Origin of the sequence: Thiomicrorhabdus xiamenensis (assembly GCF_013282625.1) — a bacterium.
Classification (GTDB): domain Bacteria; phylum Pseudomonadota; class Gammaproteobacteria; order Thiomicrospirales; family Thiomicrospiraceae; genus Thiomicrorhabdus; species Thiomicrorhabdus xiamenensis.
The window spans coordinates 2,435,619-2,460,709 of sequence record NZ_CP054020.1; the positions used below are offsets into that span (position 1 = coordinate 2,435,619).

At 51.3% G+C, this 25,091-nt stretch carries 18 protein-coding genes; 8 read left to right on the forward strand and 10 right to left on the reverse strand.

The window, feature by feature from the left end; translation table 11 throughout:
* Positions 1-885 (forward strand): fructosamine kinase family protein, encoded by an 885-nt coding sequence (locus tag HQN79_RS11245; protein WP_173286584.1) that lies wholly within the window; start codon positions 1-3, stop codon positions 883-885.
* A 94-nt stretch (positions 886-979) separates the two neighbouring features.
* Positions 980-1,627: an adenylate kinase gene (gene adk / locus HQN79_RS11250; protein ID WP_173286586.1), complete on the forward strand. Its 648-nt coding sequence runs from the start codon at positions 980-982 to the stop codon at positions 1,625-1,627.
* Between the two features lie 80 nt (positions 1,628-1,707).
* On the opposite strand, the gene HQN79_RS11255 is transcribed toward adk, so the two are convergent.
* From HQN79_RS11255 to HQN79_RS11280, 6 genes are all read right to left on the reverse strand, one after another.
* Entirely contained in the window at positions 1,708-2,010 is a 303-nt protein-coding gene (locus HQN79_RS11255; protein WP_173286588.1) for a DUF3240 family protein, read from the reverse strand.
* Between the two features lie 3 nt (positions 2,011-2,013).
* Positions 2,014-5,115 carry an efflux RND transporter permease subunit gene (locus HQN79_RS11260; protein WP_173286590.1) on the reverse strand — a complete coding sequence of 1,034 codons (3,102 nt, stop codon included), beginning with the start codon at positions 5,113-5,115 and terminating at the stop codon, positions 2,014-2,016.
* 3 nt (positions 5,116-5,118) lie between these two features.
* Positions 5,119-6,258 carry an efflux RND transporter periplasmic adaptor subunit gene (locus tag HQN79_RS11265; protein WP_173286593.1) on the reverse strand — a complete coding sequence of 380 codons (1,140 nt, stop codon included), beginning with the start codon at positions 6,256-6,258 and terminating at the stop codon, positions 5,119-5,121.
* A 66-nt stretch (positions 6,259-6,324) separates the two neighbouring features.
* Positions 6,325-7,545, reverse strand: coding sequence for a TolC family protein (locus tag HQN79_RS11270; protein WP_173286595.1), 1,221 nt, complete (start codon positions 7,543-7,545; stop codon positions 6,325-6,327).
* 111 nt (positions 7,546-7,656) lie between these two features.
* Positions 7,657-9,003: a sensor histidine kinase gene (locus tag HQN79_RS11275; protein WP_173286597.1), complete on the reverse strand. Its 1,347-nt coding sequence runs from the start codon at positions 9,001-9,003 to the stop codon at positions 7,657-7,659.
* A gap of 1 nt (position 9,004) precedes the next feature.
* Positions 9,005-9,691 carry a response regulator transcription factor gene (locus HQN79_RS11280; protein ID WP_173286599.1) on the reverse strand — a complete coding sequence of 229 codons (687 nt, stop codon included), beginning with the start codon at positions 9,689-9,691 and terminating at the stop codon, positions 9,005-9,007.
* Between the two features lie 588 nt (positions 9,692-10,279).
* On the opposite strand from HQN79_RS11280, the gene HQN79_RS11285 reads away from it, so the two are divergent.
* The 3 genes from HQN79_RS11285 to HQN79_RS11295 all read left to right on the forward strand — a co-directional run bounded on the left by HQN79_RS11285 (position 10,280) and on the right by HQN79_RS11295 (position 16,285).
* Entirely contained in the window at positions 10,280-11,440 is a 1,161-nt protein-coding gene (locus tag HQN79_RS11285; protein ID WP_173286601.1) for an efflux RND transporter periplasmic adaptor subunit, read from the forward strand.
* A gap of 1 nt (position 11,441) precedes the next feature.
* Entirely contained in the window at positions 11,442-14,543 is a 3,102-nt protein-coding gene (locus HQN79_RS11290; protein WP_173286603.1) for an efflux RND transporter permease subunit, read from the forward strand.
* 245 nt (positions 14,544-14,788) lie between these two features.
* Complete coding sequence (locus tag HQN79_RS11295) at positions 14,789-16,285, forward strand: diguanylate cyclase (RefSeq protein ID WP_173286612.1); 1,497 nt, start codon at positions 14,789-14,791, stop codon at positions 16,283-16,285.
* Positions 16,286-16,332: 47 nt separating this feature from the next.
* On the opposite strand, the gene HQN79_RS11300 is transcribed toward HQN79_RS11295, so the two are convergent.
* Together HQN79_RS11300 and HQN79_RS11305 are read right to left on the reverse strand one after the other, a co-directional pair.
* Entirely contained in the window at positions 16,333-19,041 is a 2,709-nt protein-coding gene (locus tag HQN79_RS11300; RefSeq protein ID WP_173286614.1) for a diguanylate cyclase, read from the reverse strand.
* Positions 19,042-19,129: 88 nt separating this feature from the next.
* Positions 19,130-20,227, reverse strand: a complete 1,098-nt coding sequence (locus tag HQN79_RS11305; protein WP_338065234.1) for a succinylglutamate desuccinylase/aspartoacylase family protein — start codon at positions 20,225-20,227, stop codon at positions 19,130-19,132.
* Positions 20,228-20,421: 194 nt separating this feature from the next.
* Here HQN79_RS11305 and HQN79_RS11310 point away from each other — a divergent pair, with 194 nt between their 5' ends.
* The 3 genes from HQN79_RS11310 to HQN79_RS11320 all read left to right on the forward strand — a co-directional run bounded on the left by HQN79_RS11310 (position 20,422) and on the right by HQN79_RS11320 (position 23,323).
* Positions 20,422-21,726 (forward strand): sensor histidine kinase, encoded by a 1,305-nt coding sequence (locus tag HQN79_RS11310; RefSeq protein WP_173286616.1) that lies wholly within the window; start codon positions 20,422-20,424, stop codon positions 21,724-21,726.
* A gap of 11 nt (positions 21,727-21,737) precedes the next feature.
* The gene (locus tag HQN79_RS11315; RefSeq protein WP_173286618.1) at positions 21,738-22,292 is read left to right on the forward strand and encodes a response regulator transcription factor; all 555 of its coding nucleotides are present in this window, start codon (positions 21,738-21,740) and stop codon (positions 22,290-22,292) included.
* A gap of 101 nt (positions 22,293-22,393) precedes the next feature.
* Complete coding sequence (locus HQN79_RS11320) at positions 22,394-23,323, forward strand: copper chaperone PCu(A)C domain-containing protein (RefSeq protein WP_173286620.1); 930 nt, start codon at positions 22,394-22,396, stop codon at positions 23,321-23,323.
* Between the two features lie 136 nt (positions 23,324-23,459).
* Here HQN79_RS11320 and rimK read toward each other — a convergent pair whose 3' ends face one another.
* Together rimK and HQN79_RS11330 are read right to left on the reverse strand one after the other, a co-directional pair.
* On the reverse strand, positions 23,460-24,365 hold the full coding sequence (rimK, locus tag HQN79_RS11325; RefSeq protein ID WP_173286622.1) for a 30S ribosomal protein S6--L-glutamate ligase: 906 nt from the start codon (positions 24,363-24,365) through the stop codon (positions 23,460-23,462).
* Between the two features lie 383 nt (positions 24,366-24,748).
* Positions 24,749-25,084, reverse strand: coding sequence for a DUF2149 domain-containing protein (locus HQN79_RS11330; protein WP_173286624.1), 336 nt, complete (start codon positions 25,082-25,084; stop codon positions 24,749-24,751).
* Between the last annotated feature and the right edge of the window lie 7 nt (positions 25,085-25,091).

The window sequence follows — 25,091 nt, forward strand, 5'->3', positions numbered from 1 at the left end:
ATGAACTGGCAGGATTTTGCAGAAACGCTCTCCGCGCAACTCGGGCAAACCATTCAGATTCATAGCGCCACGTCGGTATCCGGCGGCGATATCAGTCAGGCCTTCAAGCTACATACCAGCGCCGGTAATTTTCTGCTGAAAACCAACCGGGCGGAGTTTGCCCAACTTTTCAGCAGCGAACTGCATAGTCTGCAGAAAATCGCCAACTCGCACAGCATTCTGGTACCAAAGGGGATCGCCAGCGGCCTATTCGACAATAACGCCTGGCTGCTGCTCAAGTTCGTTGAAATGACGTCCCACGGCGACGACGCCCAACGCGGGCGCGATCTGGCGCTGATGCATCAGCACCTCAATCACAGCGCCAAGCCTTTCGGCTGGGATGAAAACAACTTTATCGGTCTGACGCCGCAATATAATCGCTGGCATAAAGATTGGGTCGAATTTTACGCGCAACAGCGATTAGCACCCCAGCTGGAAATGGCCGAACGCAACGGCATGCACCCGGCGACTCTCGACAGCGGTTACCGTCTGATCGAATCACTCGATTTCTGGTTTCAGGATTACCAACCCAAAGCCTCTTTACTGCATGGCGATCTCTGGGGCGGCAACAGCGCCTTCACCCGCGATGGCGATGCGATCATTTTCGATCCGGCCAGCTACTACGGAGACCATGAAACCGATCTGGCCATGACCGAGCTTTTCGGCGGTTTTTCACAAGCTTTTTACCGGGGTTATAGCGAGGTTTTCGCCATCGACAAAGGTTATCAAAGCCGAGTGCCGCTGTATAACCTGTACCATATCATCAACCACTTCAACCTGTTTGGCGGTCATTACCAGCAGCAGGCGGCTAATACGATACAGTCCTTATTAAATCAGGCAGGCTAATCGAAACCGTATCATCGGGATAATTTTGTACCCTCGCACAAAGCCCGTATAATAGTCGGATTTTCGAAATCCATTAAAACTTTAGGAAACTGCCATGAAATGCATTCTTCTAGGCGCACCAGGGGCCGGTAAAGGTACTCAAGCGCAATTCTTGACCAAAGAGTTCTCCATTCCGCAAATTTCAACCGGTGATATGCTGCGTGCGGCAATCAAAGCCGGTACCGAGCTGGGTCTGAAAGCAAAAGCGGCCATCGACGCCGGTCAGCTGGTTTCCGATGAGATCATTATCGGCATGGTGAAAGAGCGTATCGCCGAAGACGATTGCGCCAACGGTTTCCTGCTGGATGGTTTCCCACGTACGGTTCCACAGGCGGATGCGTTGGCAGAAGCCGGCGTCAGCATTGATGCGGTCATTGAAATCGACGTTCCGGACGAAGTGATCGTCGAACGTATGTCCGGCCGCCGAGCTCACCTGGCATCAGGCCGTACTTACCACGTCGTTTACAACCCACCGAAAGAAGAAGGTAAAGACGACGTAACCGGTGAAGAACTGGTTCAACGTGACGATGACAAACCGGCGGTGGTTCTGGATCGTCTGCGTGTCTACCACGAGCAGACTGCTCCTCTGGTCGGCTACTATAAAGACGCCGCCAGCAAGATCGAAAACCTGAAATACATCACCATTGACGGTACTCAGGCCATTGATACGGTTGAAAAAGAGATTCTAAGCGCGCTGAAATAATCCCGCAGTCTCTTTACCAATAAAAAAGGCGCTCAAATTGAGCGCCTTTTTTTATGTGCAGAAACCGCTTCACCGTCGCCTTACAACCAGTCCGGCTCAAGCAGCGGCATGAGCTGCACCTGAATTCCCCCTCGCGGAAGCTGCTCGCGGATATGCAGATAAATCGATTTCGACTGCTCGCAATCGACCGTGACTTCGAGCATCGTTTTATTTTTATAACCCGACACCTGTTCGCTGATATTTTCCAGCGGATAAGTGTGTGCCTGCACCGGCAGTGCGACAAAGGTCAACTGCTCCTGTGGATAGCTTAAAAGCGCATCTGTGACGCTGTCATACAGCTCGGAATCAAACTGCAGACGTAAAATACATTGTTTAAATTCCATAGCTTATTGTCCTTCCTGAGTTGCTTGATCACAACATTTAACCGGATTGAAACGGCGGTAGATAATCGGCAATATCAACAGGGTCAGCAGAGTCGAGCTGATCAGCCCGCCGATTACCACAATCGCCAGAGGACGCTGAATTTCCGAGCCCGGACCTTCGGCAAACACCAGCGGAACCAGACCGAGCGCAGCAATCGAAGCGGTCATCAGAACCGGGCGCAGACGGCGCATGGCGCCTTGTACCACGACCTTACCGATCTCCATGCCTTCCGACAGCAGCTGGTTGAAATAACTGATCATAACCACCCCGTTCAGAACCGCGATACCGAGCAGTGCGATAAACCCGACCGATGCCGGAACCGAAAGATATTCACCGGTTATCCACAGGGCCATAACACCACCGATCAGTGCGAAAGGCACATTCGCCATAACCATGACCGCCTGCGGAATCGAACCGAAAGTACTGAACAGGATCAGGAAGATCAGCACCAACGCGATCGGCACCACAATACTCAAGGTCTGAGCGGCACGCTGCTGGTTTTCAAACTGTCCGCCCCACTCGAAATAGTAACCGGCCGGAATATCCAGCTCTTTGGCCTTGGCTTTGGCTTCTTCAACAAAACCGACCAGATCGCGTCCGGACACATTACTGACCACGACCGCAAAGCGCTTGCTCTGCTCACGCTGGATCGAAACCGGCCCTTCAACTTCCTCCGCATTCACAAGCTGGCTCAACAGAACCGTCTGCATACCAAAAGGACTGTTGACCGTAACCGGCTGTTGCAGCATGGCATTAATCGAACTTTTCTTGTCCTCGTCGGCACGCACCATTAGAGGAACGCGGCGAATTCCCTGATAAAGATAGCCGACTTCCAGTCCGTTGATTTGCACGCGCAGCATTTCTTCTACCTGAGCGACACTCAAACCGAGTCGACCGGCCATCTGATGATTGACCTGCAGCTGCAGATAGCGCAGACCGTCGTTAGTCGGTGTGAAAACGTCCTGAGCGCCATCGATCCCCTCAACCATCGTCACCATTTTCTTGGCCACTTCATTCAGTTCCTGAGGATTGTCACCGAAAATCTTGATCGCGACATCACCACGCGCTCCAGTCAGCATCTCATCAACACGCATCTGGATTGGCTGAGTAAAGGCATAATTCACACCTGGAAAATGACTTTCCAGAGTCTGACGTATCGCCTCGATCAGTTCATCCTTCGTCTCCATGCGCCACTCTTCTTTCGGCTTCAAGACCAGAAAGGAGTCGGTATCATTCAGACTCATCGGGTCCATGCCGATCTCATCGGAACCGACACGGGCGACAATTCGGGTGATCTCCGGTACTTCCTGCAGCAAAGCTGCCTGAATGCGACGATCCAGTTCCGTCGAAGCGTCCAGACTGACCGATGGATTTTTCTCGATCTGCAGGATGACATAGCCTTCGTCCATTTCCGGAATAAAGGTTTTACCGACCTGGGTAAAGCCGACTACGGCGACCACAAGCGCGATCAATGCTCCGCCGACCACTTTCTTGTCATTCGCCAGACTCCATTTAAGAGCAGGCTGATAGAAAGCACTGATCTTGCGAATCAGCCACGGTTCCTGGTGCGAAGGCTTGCCGAGAATGAACGACGCCAGCGTTGGAATCACCGTCAGGGAAAGCAACAGAGATCCGCCAAGCGCGAATATGATTGTGACCGCTACCGGCACAAACAGCTTACCTTCCAATCCTGACAGGGTCAGCAACGGCAGGAAGACCGTCATAATAATCAGTATCCCGGAAATAACCGGCACCGAGACCTCTTTCAAAGCACGGAAGATAATATGCATCTTCGGCAGTCGCTGCCCCTGATGCAACGCCTTTTCCTGATGGGAGACGATATTTTCAACCACCACCACGGCCGCATCCACCAGCATCCCGATGGCAATCGCCAGACCGCCAAGCGACATCAGGTTGGCGGAAAGACCGAACCAGCGCATTAGAATAAAGGTTGTCAGAGCCGCCAGCGGCAGGATCAGCGCTACAGTCAGCGCGGCACGCACATTCCCCAAAAAGACCAGCAAGACCAGCAGAACCAGTACAACCGCCTCGAGCAGTGCTTTGGAAACCCCGTAGATAGCAGTATTGACCAGATCGCTCCGGTTATAGAAAGCGCTGACCTCGATTCCTTTTGGAAACGCCGGTTCCAGATCGGCAAGTCGTGCTTGTACGCCCTCGACTACATCGCGAGCATTCGCGCCGCGCAACGCCATAACCAAGCCCTGAACGGCTTCGGATTGACCATTCTGGGTGACGGCCCCGTTGCGATAGATCGAATCGATTTCAACCTTGGCAATATCGGCCACTCGAATCGCAGCGCCGTTTTGATAAGCGACCACCAGATTTTCGATGGTTTCAATCGATTCCAGATTGCCCTGAGTTCGAACCAGAAGAACTTCTTCCCCCTGATTCAAACGCCCGGCACCATCATTGCGGTTATTTTCCTGCAAGACCTGAATCAAACGATCCAGCCCGATCTCGCGCGCCGCCATTTTCTGATAATCCGGCTTAACGGCATAAACACGCGCCAATCCACCCAGAACGTTGACATCGGCAACGCCGGGAACCGAACGCAAAGCAGGACGAATTACCCAGTCAAGCAGATCGCGTTTTTGCATATTGCTCAGACCGTCGCCTTCGATGGTAAACATAAAGACATCGCTCAAAGGCGTCGATAAAGGCGCCATACCGCCGGTCACGCCGGGAGGCAGATCAGCATTACCGAGACGTTCCGCCACCTGCTGTCTCGCCCAGTAAATATCGGTACCCTCTTTAAAATCGAGCGTGATATCCGCCAGCGAGTATTTCGCCAATGAACGCAGAACTTCCTGCTTCGGAAGCCCAAGCAACTCCAGTTCCAGCGGCGCGATCACGCGCTGCTCGACTTCGGATGGCGTCATCCCCGGTGCTTTGAAAATCAGCTTCACCTGCGTCGGTGAAACATCCGGAAAGGCATCAATCGGAATCTTCTGGAAAGCTTGCCAGCCACCGCCGACAACCGCCAGAACCAGCAGCAGAACCAGCGTCCGCTGCACTAAAAAGAACTGTAAAAATCGACTTAACATAGATTACTCACCCTGCTCTTCGTCGCTTTGTGACAAAAAAGCCAGTTTGATTGCCGTGGTACCGTGCGATACAACCTTCGGTGCAGTCAAAACATCGCTTTTCTTGCTTGAGAAGTACAAATAGTCGCCGTCGATCTGACGAATCTCGATCGGCAGGCTTTCTACCTGATTCTCGGCCGTCTGTAAAAAGACCACAGCCTGTCCGTCCAGTTGGGCAACCGCATTACGCGGAGCGCGGAAAGTCTGTTGTCCAGGCAGCATAAAGCGAACCTGTAACGCCTGCCCCGGCAGGATTTTCGCCGCAGAATTATCCATCAGTACATGCACTTCGACCTTCTGCGTCAAAGGATCTACCATCTGCTCGATATGATGAATTTCTCCGATTTGCGAATAGCCTTCTACCGAAACCGGCATTCCTTCATTGAGCTTGGCGACGAATTCCACCGGAACCAGCACATTGAGCATAATCGGGTTGACCGGACCGAGAGCGAAAAGCTTCTGATTCTGCTCGACTCTTTCGTTAAGGCGCACCGCCACTTCGAACAGAGCGCCGTCGATTGGCGAAACAATCGGTAACTGCGTGCCCTGAACTTTATTCGTGCTTAACAGGCGTTCAATTTTGTCAGCGGCAAAACCGATCAGTTTCAGCGCTTCCACTCTTTGCACTTTAGCCGCCTGCAAACGGCTGACTTCCGCCTGAGCCTGCTGCAGCTGTTTAGCCGAAGCAACTCCGCTGTTATGCAGCTGCTTGGTACGTTTAAGCGATTGATACGCCAGATTCAATTCCGCACTGATACCAATTAACTCGCTCTGAATCGCTGCCAGTTCGGCACTGTCGAGCATAGCGATCTCTTCACCCTTGACGACCTGACCATGCACCTTATTCAGGCGAACGATCTTTCCGCTGACCGGGCTGGAATAATTCTGCACCTCTTTCAAAGGCATCATCGCTTCCGCCTGGAAGAGAATTGACGGAACCATAGCCGATTTTTCGGCTTCAGCGGTTTGCACGCCCATCGCCTGCCACTGCTGGGCGTTCAGCGATAACGGGGTTTGCGCCAGTGCGCTATGACCGGCCAAAAGAGAAACGAAAGCCAGAGAAAGGCCCAATCCCTTTGCTTTGATAATATGATGAACTGTCATTCAAGACTCCTGAAATTTGATCTGTTACTAAATTCGGTTCTAATTCCGGCTTTAAATTCGGCTTAATTAATTCGAACTGAGGCTATGGCCGTAGATTTGATTCAACTCGGCCGTTGCAAAGCCCAACTCGACTTCGGTCATAGCCAACTGACGTTGAGCCATTAGAAATTCCTGCTGCACGCGCAAAAGTGATTCGATGGAAACCGCCCCCAGCTGATAGGCTTTTTGCATCATCTGCAATTTTTCCCGGTTCAATTGCAAATTCTTCTGCCAAAGCGACTGCTGCTTCTGAAGATCGGAGAGCCGTTGCTCGCCGCTGACCATTTTCTGTTGCAGATCCAGTTTGGCCTGCGCCAGATTCACTTTCTGGTCGGTCAATTTTTCACGCTCCATGGCAATGGATACCCGGCGCTGCTGATCCAGACCGAGCGGCACGCTGAACTCGGCAATCAAGGTGCTGTGATCGGTGCCGGGATTGCTGTCATGCTTGGCGCCAAGATAAAAACTCGGCGGCGCAGTTTTGCGCGACTGTGCGACAGACAACTGCGACTGGGCAAGATTCTGCTGCGCTTGCAGCCATTGCAACTGAGGATGCGCGGATTCATCAAGCTTTGTCAGAAGCTTCTCTTCAAGGTTTTGCGGAAGACTGGCTCCCTGAGTCCACAAAGTGAATTGCTGCTGCGCCAGCTGTAACTGATGACTGACCGCTTCAAGCTCGGCTTCCTGCTTAACCGTCTCGCTTTGCGCCAGAAGACGTTCCAGCTGAGTTGCATCACCGGCCTGATATTTCAATTCAACCTTCTGTTGCAGCTCTCGACTTTGCGCAAGCGCTTCTTTGGCGGTCGAGAATTGAACCTGCGCCCGTTTCAGCTGCCAGCTTAGCTCGCGAACCTTGGCCGAAGCCTGCCAACGCAGATAGCTCTGCTGAATTTCTGGAAGCATCTGATAGGCGCTGGCAACTTCATTCAGCGGCTTCTGTCGGCCCGGCAACTGCAAGGCCGCCGAAGCGCCGACTTCGTAATTACGCAGATCATCGTTGCTCATCAGCGCATCGTTTTCATAGTGCAGCGTCAACTCAACATCTTCGGATATCCAGCGCTCAGACTGTTTGCGATAGGTTTCGGCCAGTTCCTGCCAGTCCTGCTGCTTGAGGGTCTGCGGCTGCTGCTGCAAAACCTTATCGATCAGACCGGCATAGTCGCCCGAGACCGTACTGTCCGCCAGAACCGGCGCGGACAAAAGTGCGCCGGAGAGAAAAATAGAAAAATAGCGTTTCCAAACGTACATAGACATCGATCCTGTTTCGGTAGTTTGAGGCTAGCCTAAACGGCCAAGCTGAAATAAACCTGAAAATAGAGCAATTTCAGGAGTATTCTGGGAAAAATTATGAATTCGCCTTTAGCGAGACGAGATCTGTGAAAACCGGATCGTCACCTTAAGACCGCCCAAATCCGAATGCGTCAGTTCGAGTTCCGCTTTATAGGCGCTGATCAGCTGTTTGACGATCGACAGCCCGATACCGTGACCCGGCTTGCTCTCATCGGTACGATAGCCGCGCTTGAGCAATCTGGCCAACTGAGCGTCGGAAACGCCCGGCCCGTCGTCTTCGATAACCAGCTTCTGGCCGTCGAAAACGCAATGAATCTTGCTGTGCGCCCATTTATAGGCGTTATCCAGCAGGTTACCGAACAGTTCGAAAGCATCTTCCTGCTCGATCAGCAAAGCGGCACTCTCCTGCACGTCGCATTCAAACAAAATCGACTTTTGCGGATAAAGCCGGGCAAAACTGGCTTGCAGATCATCCACCAGCGGCTTCAGCGGTAAAGGCTGAATGATCTGGTTATGCGCAAAACGTTCCGCTTTCAACTCCCGTTCGATGAGTTCCAGAATTCTCTGACTTTGTTGTCTCAAAAGCGCTTTTAACTCCGGTTTATCGCGTAATGCCGGATCTTCGAGCAATTGAAAAATCAGGTTCAGCGGCGTTTTCAGACTGTGCGACAGATTGCTGTTATGCTGCCGCGACTGCTCGAACTGCAAGCGCGACTTTTCCAAAGCAAGATTGAGGCTGTGCAACAGAGAATGCACTTCCTGCGGCAACTCCTCCTCTTTCAGTCCAAGCGACTGCCCGAGGCGGAACGCCTTGAGTTCCTCCTCAAGCGGAGTCAAACGTCCAAAAGCACGTCTTAACAGCCATTTATGCACAAAATACAGACTCAACAACGCAACCAGCGTCAGAAACGCGAACAAAAAGTCGTAGCGCAAGACCATTCTCTGAATCGGTTCGTGGTTCTCTGCTATATAGATGCGTACATCCTGACCATCCTTATGCAACAATTGAGAACGCACCAGCACGCGCTGCTCGGCAGGCCCTTTGGTTTCATACACATCGACCCGATCGTTACTGGGCCGCATATAGAGCCGGAAACCATCCAGGGAAGGAGAGAAAAAACGCTCTGTTGGGGTCTGAATCGCGTAATAGTGACCGGAGTGCGGCGTCAGATAGATCGGACCGATACTGGCAGAGCCCATCCACCAACGTTCATTACGAAAAACCAGATGCTCTTCGACCAGATCCTTATCATGCTCAAGACGCGTCAGCAGATACGACTCGCTAATCGTATGCAACGCCGTTTGCGACAGCCACCAGAAAACCGAGAAAATCGCTACCAGACTCAAGGTCAAGGTAAGAAAAAGCTGCCCTTGTATGGAACGGGATGCGATCTCCCGCGTCTTGAAAAATGCCATTCTAAGATTCCCCGCCTGTATCCGGAACGAACTTATAACCCAACCCCCTCAAAGTCTGAATGGCCTCCTTGCCGAGCATTTTTCGAAGTTTACGCACATAGACTTCAATCACGTTCGATTCCCGCTCCTGGCTGTGGTCGGAAATACGCTGTAAAAGCTGTTCTTTGGATAAAACCCGGTGCGGATTTCTGAAAAAAGCCTGCAGCAGACGAAACTCGGTCAGCGTCGGCACCACTTCCTTATCGCCGACCAGCAGCGTCTTAGCGCCCAAATCCAGGCGATACGGAGGAAACTCCAATACATCGAGCATTTCCACTTTCGCAGCCCGACGCCCGAGCACTTCAACGCGCGCCCAAAGTTCTTCGAATTCAAACGGTTTGGCCAGATAGTCGTCGGCACCCAGCTTCAAACCTTCCACCTTTTCCTGCCACGAACTGCGGGCACTAAGGATCAGCACCGGCGTGTGATTGTTTGGCCCCGCCCCGCTGCGCAGCTGCTGCAGAACTTCCAGCCCGCTGAGATCCGGCAAACCGATATCCAAAATTACGACATCGTAGGCAAACTCCTGCAGATAATAGAGTCCTTCGCGAGCGGTTTCAGCCGTATCGACCAGCGCCGCTTTCGAAGTAAACTGTAATTGCAAACGCTCCTGTAACAGCGATTCATCCTCAATAATCAACAGCTTCATTATTTACCGCTCTTTTCTCAATTCCGTCACTCTATAACCTGAGATACCCCGTCGACGCTTTTAGATTCCCGCCGCAAGCGAAAGCTTAGCAGAATAATCGAACCAAGTAATCTTCCTGCCAAGAATGGAATTAAGAGCCCTTTGCAATTCACCCTCTTAAACAGTGCGTTTTAGACAGACAAATAAAAACAAATATCTCCTTAGCACCTTAACCTTTCTCCTCAAGACTGTATTCAGCTTTTTGCCCGAAAAAAACCGCTTTTCACTCTTGCCAAGCCCGATTAAAGCTGATTAAATACGCGTTATATCTTCTTGGGAATAACGACTGTTGCGAGTCGTTTTCGCTGTAAACTCCTTCCCATTTAGATATCAGGATATCTTTATCTGTCATTTTTGAATGAGTTAAATAATTCATGACCGCCCGGTAGAAAAATCTTCCGGGCTTTTTTTATTCTTCCGTCCAAATATTCTCTCTGCCCCGGTAATTCACATAAAGCGCTTGCTTTTTCGCTATCGCTGTTTCATATTTATTGCACATTCCAATGATAATAATAATGATTCACCTAACCGCTTCAGAGGATTCAGGGCTTGTCCTTCGCTAACGTATTTTTTTACCGCTCCCGTTCCGCTTTCCTGCTTATGCCACTGTTCATTGGCATACTTGCTTTAACAGCGGTCGGTTTCGGCACACCCGCTTCGGCACAGGAAAATAAAAAGCCACCGGTCAGCGTGATTGCCTACCCTGTCGAATCCGAGACCGTTCCACAGACATTGGAGTTGCTTGGGCTTTTACAGGCCAAACAGTCGGTTGAGATCCGTTCCACCGTTACCGAAACCGTACTGACACTGCCTTTTACCGAAGGTCAGAAAATCGCCCGCGGCGAAGTCATTGCCGAACTCAATAAACAGGAAGAACTGGCCGAGCTGAAACAGGCCGGAATTATTGCTGCCGAAGCAAAACGTCAGTATCAGCGCGCAAAAAACCTGAAAGGACGCGGCAATATTACCGAAGCGACGATTGATGAACTCAAAGCGCAGTGGCTCAGCGCCGAAGCGGAAATCGCCATTATCGAAGCCAGAGTGCAGGATCGTACCCTGCGCGCGCCTTTCGACGGCCAGCTAGGATTCAAGCAGGTTCATCCTGGCGCGCTGGTCAATAACAACACCCTGATCACCACTCTGGACAGCACCGAGCAGATGTATCTCGATCTGCAGATACCCGACCGTTATATCGAGCAAATTCGTCTTGGCCAGCAGATCGCTGTCAAACTCGACGGCGGCACCCTGTATCACGGCGAGATTCACGTTATTAACCCGCGCATTGATCCGCAAAGCCTGCTGTTGCAGGTTCGTGCTCTGGTTAAGAACCCGAACGGCCTGTTAAAAAGCGGGATGCAGGTCGCCGCACAGCTGAATCTGGGTTCCGAACGCCAACTGCTGGTGCCGGAAACTGCAATTCTGATGCAGGGCGAAAAAAACTTCATCTACCTGATCAATCCCGAAGAAGGCGAATCGAAGAGCTTCAGCGTACATAAACAGCCGGTCGAACTCGGCAAACGCTATCGAGACCGGGTACAGATTCTCAAAGGCGTCGCGGATGGCGATACCGTCATCAGTCAGGGCATCTTTAAAGTTTCGCCTAAGAGTCGAGTCCGCATCAAAGCCTATCAGCAACAACAACCTCTGACCGAGCTTTTGCGCGGCAAGCCGTTAAGCGTACCGGGCGGAAAATCCGCAGCGGAGAACTGATATGTGGCTTTCCGATACTTCGGTCAAACGCCCGGTTCTGGCGTTTGTCGTATCAATGCTGTTGCTCGCTTTCGGTCTGCTTTCTTTCGAGCGCATGAGTCTGCGCGAATACCCGAATATCGATCCGCCGATCGTTTCCATTAACACCGATTACCTCGGCGCTTCCGCCAGCGTCGTCGAGAGTCGCATTACCAAAGTGATCGAAAACCGGATTTCCGGCGTTTCCGGCATTGAATACATCGAATCCTCTTCCGAAGACGGTCGCTCGCGGATCAAGGTCGAATTTTCTTTGGATCGGGATATTGATGCCGCTGCCAACGATATCCGCGACCGCGTTTCCAGAATTCTCGACAATCTGCCTCAACAGGCCGATCCGCCGGAAGTGGTTAAGGTAGACGGAGACGAAAACGTCATTGTCTGGTTTAACCTGGCCAGCGACCGCATGACCGTCAGCGAGCTGACCGATTACGCCGAGCGCTATATTGTCGACCGTTTCTCGGTACTGGACGGCGTTGCACGGGTTCGTGTCGGAGGCGGCCAGTCATATGCGCTGCGTATCTGGCTCGACCCGGTCAAACTGGCACGCAACGACCTGACCATTGCCGATATCGAAACCGCATTGCGTAACACCAATGTCGAATTACCCGCCGGGAGTGTGCAAGGCGAGCAGGTGATGCTGACCGTACAAATTGACAGACAGCTGTCCTCTGTCGAAGACATCGAAAATCTGGTACTGAAACAATTTGCCACAGGCCGCATCACTTTGGGCGAGGTAGCCAAGGTCGAACTCGGTGCAGTCGAGAAACGCCGCCTGTTTCGCGGTAACGGCATTCCGATGGTCGGTATCGGGATCATCAAACAGTCCACGGCCAACACTTTGACCGTCGCCGAATTGGCGCGGGAACGCAAAGCGCAGATCAATCAAAGCCTACCGGAGGGCATGTCGCTCGAAGACAGTTACGATGCCTCGGTGTTTGTGCAGAATGCCGTACACGAAGTCTATAAGACCTTGTTTATCGCACTCGGTCTGGTGGTTCTGGTGATGCTGGTTTTCCTGAAAAACCTGCGTGCCGCGCTGATTCCGGCCGTGACCTTACCGGTTTCCCTGCTGGCCACTTTCTGGATTCTGTGGATGCTCGGTTTCTCGATCAACCTTCTGACGCTGCTGGCTCTGGTACTCGCCATCGGTCTGGTCGTCGATGATGCGATCGTGGTACTGGAAAATATTCAGCGCCACCTGACCCTGGGACACAAATCCCTGTCCGCCGCCTATCTCGGTACGCGCCAGGTTGGTTTCGCCGTGGTCGCCACGACTCTGGTACTGATTTCGGTGTTTATGCCGATCAGCTTCCTGCAAGGAAATATCGGCCGCCTGTTTACCGAGTTTGCCGTCACTCTGTCGGTTGCCGTCCTTTTCTCCAGCTGGGTTGCGCTGACGCTTTCCCCTGCGCTGGCATCGAAAATTCTCAAACCGGTAGCTTCCAAAACGCAGAACGCGCCGAAAAAATCCCTTTTATGGCAGAAGTTCCGCCCTCTGTTAAAGTTCAACCTGCGCCGTCCGTGGATCGCCATGCTTGTCTTTTTCGGCCTTCTGGCACTGATGTTCCAGCTTTTCAAACAGGTGCCGCAGGAGTATGTGCCCAAAGAGGATCGCGGCGCATTCTTTATCAGCGTAAAAGGGCCGGAAGGTGCCAGTTATGAATATATGCAGAGTTACATGCAGGAGATCGAACGCCGTCTGATGCCGCTGGTCGAATCCGGCGAAGCCAAACGTCTGTTGATCCGCTCGCCGCGATCCTTCAGCAATGCACAGGTATTTAACACCGGATTCGGCATAGTGATTCTCAACGACTGGAGCGAACGCCGCTCGGCTTTCCTGATTATGCAGGAAATTCGTAAAAACCTCAGCGATCTCAGTGGCGTCAAGGTCGCGCCGATTATGCGCAACAGCATCGGCGGACGTGTCAGCCGCCCGGTTCAATTCGTAATCAGCGGCAACAGCTACCAGCAGCTCAGCGAGTGGAAAGTCCTTTTGAACGACGCCATTGCCGAAAATAACCCCGGCCTGACCGGAATCGATTGGGATTACGAAACCAATAAGCCGCAACTCGGCGTCACGGTCGATTACGCAAAAGCCCGTTCTCTCGGCATTGAACAGAAAACGCTTAACGAAACCCTGCAAACACTGCTCGGTGCCAAAAAGGTAACGACCTTTATGCATCAGGGCGAAGAGATCGATATTCTTCTCGAAGCGGATCATAAACTGTTGCAGTCTCCGGAAGATCTCAACAAAGTCTATCTGCGTGCCGACAGCGGCGCCATGATTCCGTTGACTCAGGTCGCCACCTTGCAGACTTACGCCGACGCGGCGGTATTGAACCGCTATAACCGTATGCGCTCAATCACGCTTTCGGCCAACCTAGAAGATGACTATCCGCTCGGCGAAGCGCTACAGTATTTAAACCAACTCACTCGTGACACCCTGCCGGAAGAGGCGATTATCAGCTATAAAGGACAAAGTAAGGAATTCGCGCAAAGCAACCAGTCGCTGTACTTCGTTTTCCTGTTTGCACTGGCAATCATTTTCCTGGTGCTGGCCGCACAATTCGAAAGTTTCAAATCGCCTTTGGTCATTATGCTCAGCGTTCCTTTGGCGGTAGTCGGTGGCCTGCTGGCGCTTCTAATCCACGGGCAGACCCTGAATATCTACAGTCAGATTGCTCTGGTGCTGCTGATCGGGCTGGCGACCAAAAACGGGATCTTGATTGTCGAGTTTGCCAACCAGCTTAGAGACCAGGGGAAAAGCCTGTATCACGCATTGATGCAGTCGGTCAAACTGCGTCTGAGACCGATTCTGATGACCACTATTACCACCTGCGCCGGAGCCATTCCGCTGATTTTTTCCAGCGGTGCCGGAGCGGAAACCCGACAGATTCTCGGTCAGGTTCTGCTATGGGGCGTCGCCTTTTCGACGCTGTTGAGCCTGTTCATGGTGCCGATGTTCTACGCGCTGATCGCGCGCCGCGCGCATGCACCGCAATACACCAGCCGATTGCTACAGCAACAGTTGCATAAAAAGAGCAAAGAAAAACAGACTGACTAGGCAAATTACCGCTAAAAAATAGAGGTAAAATGCCATTAAAATTCACCAATAAGCATCTATACTTAAATTTTGGTCGGACAATTAAAGGCGCTCCGATGAGAGAATTTGAGCATAAGTTTGTATGGCACGGGCACGACACATCCCGAAAGCGCGCAAGCGCTATCTTGGTTAGATTACCTGACACTCAAGCGTCCCCGGCACTCTGTTTTGCCGAATCCGGCGGCGTCATGCGAGAGTGTTGATTGATGCCGAACTCGAACCACCCACACCACCTGCTGAATCCGAATCAGTCACACAGCCCGCTCTCCTTACAACCTTGGCAGGTTTTGATTGTCGATGACGACGAGGAAGTGCATTTCATTACCGAACTGGTCTTGAAAGATCTTTATTTCGAAGAACGCGCCATAGAAGTTTTACACGCCTATAACCTGGATCAGGCGACCACTCTGCTGCAACATAATCCCGATATCGGAGTGATCTTGCTCGAAGCGGTTATGAATCACGAGAACTGCGGCTTGAAACTGATCAATATCATCCGCAATGAATTAAAGAACCAAGCGCTGCGCATTATTCTCCGCACCGGTTATCCGCAAGAGATTCCGGAGCAGGAAACCATGATTCAATACGATATCAACGGTTATAAAAGCAAGCAGGAACTGACCGCTCAGAAACTCATTACAACCGTCATCGCTTCCCTTCGTGCCTTTAAAACCATTCATGCACTGGAAACCACTCGTCTCGGAATGGAAATGATCCTCGACAGTTCCGAGAGCCTGTTTGAATTTCAATCAACTCAAAAATTCGCTTCCGGCGTTCTCACGCTTTTGAGTGCCTTCTTAAGAGCCTCTCCCGACGGGATCCTATGCGTTCAAACGGACACGCTCAATCCGACACCGCCGCCGGATAAAAATTTCCGCGAAATGCATATTATCGGCGCAACCGGCGACCTTCAACTGACCGAAGGCACCATTGACCAGCATACCGGGGCTTTGTCGGCACTTGAGCTCGCCCGAGAAGTCTTCAAACACAAGCACAGCATTCTTAAAGACGACACCTTAGCGCTATTTCTCAATGCGCCAAATGTTCCGGACGCCGTCGCAGTGCTCCAGGGTGTACAGGAAATCAACGATGAAGACCGTGTCTTGCTGCGTTATTTCAGCACGAAGATTTCACTGGCTCTGGCGAATGTCATTCACTTCAAGAAATTCAAAGAAGCCAGAAAGGCTGCTGCCATCGACTTTTTGACCAAACTGCCCAATCGCCGAGAGTTTCTGACAATCGGTGAACAGCTGATTCGCTTATGCAAGAATTCAAATCAATCGATCACACTGGCCATGATTGATATCGACCATTTCAAAGAGATTAATGACCTTTACGGCCACGAGGCGGGAGATCTGGCTCTTAAAGCGTTTTCCCAGTTTATGAGCGATCATATCCGCGAGGAAGACTTCTTTGCGCGGATCGGAGGTGAAGAGTTCTGTCTGATTTTGCCGAGAACCGATCAGCAAAAGTCGAAAACCATTCTGCAGAGAATTTGCAGAAGTCTGGCCGAGCATATTTTTGAAATCAATGAACTGCAGATCAAACTGACTATTTCGGTCGGAGCCGATTTCATGGCCGACGATCTGAATCATATGATGTCGCGCGCCGATAGACGGCTGTATCGCGCCAAAAACAGCGGCCGCAACCGCCTCTTTATGACCGATGAACGGGGCGATGAAAACTTCTGTGAAGAAGCCTGAGAAAAATCTAACGCTCAGACACCAGCCAGAAAGCCCCTAATTATCGGCTAAGAATGTCCGGGCGGAACATAGTGGTAATTATTGCGGCCATGCAACTTGACGTAATACAGCCCGGCATCAGCCCTTTGAATTGCCTTGTCGATTTCAGCCTCGTTGACAACCAACGTACCGCCAAAACTGCAGGTGACCGGACCGGTTGAACTCTGGTATTCGTTCACTGCGCCGCGGATTCCGTTCGCAACCTGTTCCAGTCCGCTTTCGCCATCGACAGAAAGCACAATCAGAAACTCTTCTCCGCCCCAGCGGATCAGCAGATCGCTTTCCCGCAAACTACTGCGGATAAGCGCGCTCAAGTCGCGCAGAACTTCATCACCTTTGCCATGCCCAAACTTATCGTTGATCTTTTTAAAGTGATCGATATCCATCATAATCAAACCGACTCTACGCTTATTACGGTGCACAAGATTCATGAAGGAACCAATCGACAGTTCAAAGAAATAACGGTTGTAGGCTCCGGTCAACGCATCCATCGACGCCTTCTGGCGCCACATCAATTTTTCGGTAAAGGTATCGCTGATATCGGAAAACGAAACGACAAAATGTCTGTCATCGAAATGATTCACCTCGACCGAAAAAGTCGCCAGACCACCCTTGGCATCTTTCATTGCGACATTCCGCTCGCTCGGCGGATAACGTAAAATGGCATCGACCCAGTGACGATCTTCGAGTGTCAGTTTGCTTAAATCAAAGAAGTGCTCGCCCGGCTGGAAAAAGTCGCAGATGCAACGGTGGTTTTCGCTGCCTTCGGCCTCTCTGTCCAGACCGAAAAAATTAAAATATGCGCTGTTGGCGAATGCCAGAACATAACCATCGGTCAGAATGACAATATTTTTCTGGGTGTCGATGAACTTTTGCAGCTTGGCAAGCGCTTTTCTCTGCGAGGTAATATCAGTGATGACCCCTTCAACCTGCCAATCGTCCTGTTCGCCGATAATTTTCCGTCCCCGATCGCTGACGTAGATTTCGGTACCGTCCAAACGGCGCAACCGGTACTCGATTTCATAAGGTTTATCCGCCTCGAGCGCGCTGTAGATATGCTGCTGAACCCGCTCCAGATCCTGCGGATGAATCATATCCAGCAGGCGGACTTTCTTGGCCAGCAACTCGTAAGCGTAATAACCGGTAAAGAAGCGTGCCGATGCATTGGCAAACTGGATTTTCCAACGGTCCTCTTTCCCCCAGTCAAAGCGATAAACCAGATTCGGAAGCCTTTCAATCAGCGATTGGTAGCGGTTACCGAGATATTCCAAACGGTTTTCACGCTCGACAATGTCAGTAATATCGTGAATCGTACCGAAAGAACGCACTACGATTCCGTTTTCATCCATTTCATGCTCGCACTCTTCCTCGACATAAAGCATCGAGCCGTCCGATCTGAAAATACGGTGTTTGACCTGATAAGGAGAACCATTTGCCAGAGAGGAGTGGAACGCATAGTCCAGTTCTTCCCTGTCTTCCGGATGCACATAACTCAATAAACGCTCATAGCTTGGATTAAAGCTCTGCGGCGTCTCGCCGAAAATACGAAACACCTCGTCGCTCCAGTATAGCGTCTGAGAACTCGAATCAAACTCCCAGGTTCCCAGATTGACGATTTTCTGCGCTTTTTCAAAACGCTCGACATTTTGGCTCAACATCGCCTGACTGTCAGCCAGCGCCAGTTCATTCGAACGACTTCGATACAGCAGGAGAACGACAATAACAGCCACCAGCGAGGTAAATACAAAGATCAGCAGATATTGCCCGATCAGATATTTGTTTTCATCATCCCGCTGGTAAAAAACCAGAAAACCGATTGTCTTATCACTGACAGCGTTATTCACCGGTAACAGTGTGACCATGTAGCTGTTGCCTTCCGCATCAATCATCCGGGTCTCCGGGTCGGCACGTACAACACTCTCTTTCAGGGATTCACTGCGGTTCCATTTCGACAGCAGCTGCGTAAACAGCATGCGCGTATTAAGGTGCATCAGAGAGGCTTCATACATGAAATCCGTCGAAAACGGCGTCACTTCATAATTCCCCATCTCGTTCTTAAATACTTTCGACTCGACAATATCGCGACGGATAATGAAGCTGACATTTCCGCCAAGTTCTCGGGCAATCGCGTTCATAATCACTTTCATCGACACCGAAGTTTCAACCGAACCGGCAGGTTCCTTGTTCCAGAAAAGAGGGAATACGAAGCGGAAACCGTTGAAAATACGTCCCTCTTCAAATCCCTGAATAGCGAGACCGGTCTGATTGGTAAAAGCGACCGTCGAACGAACGTGCGTCAGGTCATCGCCAAACTTGTTCGGGCGGTGAAAACGCAGAAAACTTTCGTTATTGTGCAGGTGAAAATGCAGTTGCTTGAGTTTGAACTTATCCATTGAGTTATACAACGGATAAAGACTATTGAAGATTTGATCGCGAATCTGCTGCTTGCGCGTGTCGTCAGCCCAATTCGCCTCCCACATGAGATTCTGGTAGAGCGGCGTATCAAGAACGTTATCAAAGATCAGCTCGGCGTTATTGGCAAAGCCGTGCAGAACAGACTGCTTAGTGACCGACAAAAGATGATTCTGCGCTTCGATGTTTTCACTGCGCTGCTGGTTGAACAACTGCAACAGAAAAACGGCATCAAGGCAGATAAATACTGCCACGGCCAACACATAATATTTCGCAGATTTAAAAAGCCCTTTTGAACGTCGCATGCAATCCGTTACTTTGTCCGCTTCAATAAGTTAATCAGTATAACAAATCCTTGAAAAAGTTCGGGATTTCCATGCCCTTTTCCACCGATTATTTAGGGATTTCCGGAATGCTGTTGTCGGGGTAAAGCACGCTGGCTTTTTGAATTTCTTCATGGAACACATCCACTTTTTCGGCGACGATATCGCTGCGTGCAAAGCGCGCTATATGAAACAGTGCTTCGCCCTCATTCACCAGCGGCATTTTCATCTGCCCGATAACGATACCGCTGGCTGCGGAGTAGACCTCTTGTTCACACTCGCCGAAAGGATCGGAAATAATCCCCAGACAGGTCTGCTGCGCAATCACCCGGGTACCGTCGGCAACCAGCGAACGGAAGATTCCGCTCTGATCGGCCCGCACCCAGAAACTCTTGCGCGAGATCACCGCTTTGGACACTTTGGATTGCGGCGTTTTTCGACTCGGCGTTGCAATCTGCCCCAACTCTCGCATGACATTGATAATGCCGCGTACACCGGCACGAATGGAAACTTCGTCGAAACGCAAAGCTTCTCCCGCCTCGTACAGCAATATCGGAATACCGCTTTTGACCGCGGCGGCACGCAGTGAGCCTTTTCTCAGCTTCGCGTTGAGAATCACCGGAGCGGCAAAGGCCTGCGCCAGTTTCAGGGTAAAAGGATCGTCCAGATCCGCGCGAATCTGCGGAAGATTACTGCGGTTAATCGCACCGGTATGCAGATCAATCCCGACATCCGCCTTACTAACGACTTCGCGCATGAACAGATAGGCGGTGCGTCCCGCCAGAGTGCCGTCTTCCGCGCCCGGAAAAAAGCGGTTAAGGTCGCGCCGGTCAGGCAGATAGCGACTGCCGTGAATAAAACCGTGCAGATTGACGATCGGTACAGCGATCAGCGTTCCGCGCATACGCTTTAAGGATTTAACCTTCAAAAGGCGGCGAATAATCTCGACACCGTTGAGTTCGTCACCGTGAATGGCGGCACTGACAAACATCACCGGCCCGGCAAGACGCCCGCACACCACCTGAACCGGCATCGAGAGCTGGGAATGGGTATAAAGCCTGCCCATATCAAGATCGATTGTTTTACGCTCGCCCGGATTGACGGTCACACCGCCAATCGTAATCGGTTTATTCAGCTGCCGCTTGCCCGGATTTAAATCCATCGCCATTGTCCCTCCACAGCGCTCTATATCCGCTTATCGAATCTCAGCAACATAATGCCTTAATTCCTGAAAACTCCCCAGCATTTTTTACGCTTTGCGCGCGTTTTCAATGTATGAAGAAAGGCTGACTGTTTTCCGCACCGGATACCCCCCATCGCAAGCTGTTACTAAAATAGCTATTTTGCTCCGAGGGCTTCCCATTGAAGGTTACAACGGCTGAACGATCAAAAACCAGAAAACCGCCCCAACAGTACTATTACCTGAGCCTTTTAGGTTTTCTGTTACTGCTTTGGGGCGCGACCCTTTTATGGTTCCATTTTGAGTTACAGATGCATTTCTCGCATCTGGCCGTCGGCATTTCAATGACCCTGTTTGCCGCGACCATTCCGGTTGTCTCCTGGCTGATCCCTTTCAATACGCTGCAGCAGCATCAGCGCCAGTGTCAGCTGGTCTGGTTTTCCCTGCTGGCCTGGCTGCTGCTTTTGAACAGTTTGCTGCTATATCACACCGGTGGAACGATCAACCCTCTGATATACCTTTTGCTGGCGCCTCTGGTTCTGGGAATGCTGATCCTGTCGACTTCATGGTTTATGAGTCTGGCGCTGCTGGCTTCGGCCTGCTACCTGTCACTGGGCTTTTTCTACGTGCCGATCATGTCTCTCAAGGTACAGAGCCTGCCGGCTTTTTTCGCCTGGTACCTGCACGGTTCCATGCTGGCCTTCATTCTTCTGGTCATGCTACTGGCGCTGCTGATTTTCCCTTTAAGGAAACGCCTCGAAGCGCAACGCTCGGCGCTGTCGCAACAACAGAACCGCGCCCTGCAAAATGAATATCTGCTTTCGGTGGCCAGTCTCGCCTCGGCCTCCGTTCACCAGCTCAGCACGCCTTTGAACACGCTTTCGCTATTGCAGGATCTGTTGAAAAACGAGATAACCAGCGATCAGGGCAAAGCCTATCTGCAAACGGCCAATCAGCAGCTTTCGGTATGCATCAACGCCCTGCACAGTCTGCGCAATAAAGCGGAAGAGGTTTCACAACCGGCCAACGCGGGAATTGAAATCGGCGCGCTTCTGAAAGATCTCCGTCAGGAATTCGCACTGCTTCATCCGCAAAGCGAACTGATGACATCCTCCGAAGTTGACTCGGGATTGCTGTATGTCGATGCCGCTTTTAAACTGGCGATCATGAATCTGCTCGACAATGCCGCCCGCTACAGCCCGACTTTTATCCGCCTCAGGGTATCGAAGCACACCGGGAGATGGAAACTGCGCGTTGAAGATCAGGGTGGTGGCCTTGCGCAAAACGATCTCGAAGCGCTGGGACAAGGGTTAATGGAAGAGTATCATGGCACCGGTATGGGCGTATTCCTCAGCCGCATGATTATCGAACGTTTCGGCGGCACTCTGAATTTCCGCAACGGCGAAATTGAAGGGCAGCCGGGACTGATCGCCGAAGTATCGCTCCCGATTTCCGAAGCGCATGACAAGTTGCAAGACAACCCATAAGGACTTTACCGATGACGCAACTGAATAACCTGTTACTGGTAGACGACGACCTGACGTTCCTGAATATCCTGCAACAGGCCTTCAAATATCGGGATATTACTACGGAACAGGCGCAGACACCCGAGCAGGCCGTACAGCTGATGCAACAGAAAGCGTTTGAATACGCCGTGGTTGATCTTAACATCGACGGTCAGAGCGGATTGAACCTGCTGAGTGAGCTGCTCAGCCTTCAACCGGACTGCAAAATTCTGATCCTGACCGGCTATGCCAGCGTGGCGACCGCGGTCGAGGCGATGCGTCTGGGCGCCGTCAACTATCTGTGCAAACCGGCCAATATCGACGATATTATTCAGGCCTTTTCACCCCAGGCCGACCATCAGGCATCGCCACCGTCCACCGAACAGGAAGAAACCTTTCAGGCGATGTCGGTCAAGCGTCTGGAATGGGAACATATCCAAAAAGTACTGATGGAAAACGACGGCAATATCAGCGCCACGGCACAGGCATTAAACATGCACCGTCGCACGCTACAAAGAAAACTTCAAAAACGGCCGGTCGACAAATAAATATGTGATTTTCATCAATTTAACGCCATAACAGCATATCGCTTTCACCTCGGTTGCATTACTATTCTTCATGCTTTATTCCATTTCACAAAGGACTTCCAATGAAACCGACTTCCCTATTAGCGATCGCTGCCGGCTGCCTGATCGGATGGCAAACCGCGCTGGCCGCAACCGTCGCCGAATCCGTTGAAATCAGCGATCCCTATGTCCGCATGGTACCGCCGACAGCGCCGGCTACAGCGGCCTTCATGACGATCAAAAACACCGATGGCAAAGACCATTCTGTCGTCTCGGCTAAAGGTTATATCAATAAGATCACCGAGTTACACACTCACATTCATGACAATGGCGTCATGCGTATGCGCCGAGTCGAAAAAATCGATCTGCCTGCCGGTCAAGTCACTGCATTACAGCCGGGCGGACTGCACATTATGCTGATCAACCTCAATGAACCGGTGAAGGACGGGCAAAAATATCAAATCGATCTTACCTTTGAAGATGGCTCGACGAAAACCATCGAAGCACAGGGTCGTCCGATCGTTCCACCGCGAAACGGCATGGGCGCAGGCTCTAAAATGGGCATGGGATCGGGGCTGGGTATGAAATGCGGCGGCATGATGAAAGGACCGGGAGCCATGTCCGGCGCACAACTTTCCAACGGTCGCAATAGCAATCCGATGCGAATGGTCATGCACGCCAACCCGGCTTTCCCGAACCTGACCGGTATTGCCGTTAAAAATGCTGCCGAGCTGAATCTGAGCGCTGAACAGGTATCGAAACTGAAAGCCTGGACAGCCGAGCACGGCGACAAAATGCAGAAAATGTTCCAACAGGTTGATGCTTTGGAAAAAGCGTTGATTCAAGATGCTCTGGCCGGGCAGCCTAAAGCGGAATTAATGGCCAAATTCGAAAAAACGCTGGCTTTGCGCAAGCAGATTGCCGCAACCAAAATCGATTGCCGCGACAATATGAAGAAAGTGCTGAACGCCGAACAGTTCGCCAAATTGGCGTCGATCTATCCGATGATGTAATCGGTTTCATTTCGCAGAAAACAGTAATAAACAAAAACGCCGCATGGAATTTTCATGCGGCGTTTTTTTTCGCCCGACAACGGTCGGATATTCAGAAGCCAGCTCAGCAGCTTATGCGGTTTTCGAGAAACGGCGATTAACCTTTACCGCGCGTTTTCGTGTTATGGGCACGGCAGTTCTTTTCCAGAAATTCGATAATCATTCCGGCGATGTCTTTGGCTATCGCCGCCTCGATCCCTTCGAGACCCGGCGAGGAGTTTACCTCCATCACCACCGGCCCGTGGTTAGATCGCAGCAGATCGACGCCGCAGACATTCAATCCCATCACTTTCGCCGCACGAACCGCCGTAGAACGTTCTTCCGGCGTAATCTTAATCAGGCTGGCCGAACCGCCGCGATGCAGATTCGAGCGGAATTCCCCCTCCTTGCCCTGGCGTTTCATCGCCGCGACGACTTTATTGCCGATCACGAAACAGCGGATATCCGCACCCTTGGCTTCCTTGATAAATTCCTGCACCAGGATGTTTGCCTTCAATCCCTGGAAAGCCTGAATAACACTCTCAGCCGCCGAATGGGTTTCCGCCAGAACGACTCCGACCCCTTGAGTTCCCTCAAGCAGTTTAACCACCACCGGTGCTCCGCCGACCATCGCCAGCATATCGTCGATATCGTCCGGACAATGCGCAAAGCCGGTAACCGGCAGACCGATTCCTTTACGCGACAGAAGCTGCAGACTGCGCAACTTATCACGCGAACGGCTGATCGCCACCGATTCATTCAGCGGATAGACACCCATCATTTCAAACTGGCGCAAGACTGCGGTGCCATAGAAAGTAACCGAAGCACCGATACGAGGAATCACCGCATCAAAGCCTTCCAGCACCCGCCCCTTATAGTGAATCTGAGGATTATGCGGACTGATATTCATATAACAACGCAGAGCATCGATCACTTCGATCTCATGACCTCTACTCTGTGCCGCTTCGACAAGACGACGGCTGGAATATAGGTTCGCGTCACGCGACATCAGTGCAATTTTCATAGCAGACTCCTCAAAAAGTCATAAAAATCATGATAAAACAGGATTTGTCAGAGGCAGGACAAACCGGATAAGACCGGATGTAAAAAACTGCAATTATCACTCTTAACAGGCATTTTGCCTATCGAAATTTTGCATTAAACAAGAAAAAATTGATAACGGAGAACTTCGTTTTCCGGCAGAGAATCCGCCTGGAAGGAGAAATAAAAAAACCGCAGCTGATTCAGCCTTAGACAAAGGGACTGACGGGAGTTCAGACTGCGGGAAACGTGGGAATAAGTTACGAAATATTGCAAGATGTTGCGAAATATCGCGAACCGTACCGCTACTTTCGCTGCCGGAAAACGCCGGGGAAAGCGCTTTCTACAGCTTCGCACAAGCAAAGGTTATTTCTTGGTGGAATCCTCCGGAACATAAATCATGCTGCCGTCTTCCAAGCGGTAAGCCACACCCGCTTTAGACCCTTTACCTTCACCCATCTGGCCGGTCGACTTATACTCTTTAAGCTCATCGCCCTCTTTGACCAGAATTTCCATATTCGGCTGCCCGGCATTTTTAATGACCATGACATCCTCGGCACTGTTAAACGGATTGATCGGGTTGCTCATTACGATAATCAGCAACACCGCGATCACGACCAGAAACAGATCCACCATATTGACCACGCTCAGAATCGGATCGTCTTCGTCTTCTTCAATAATATTCAAATCAATCTGATTCATCGCCCTG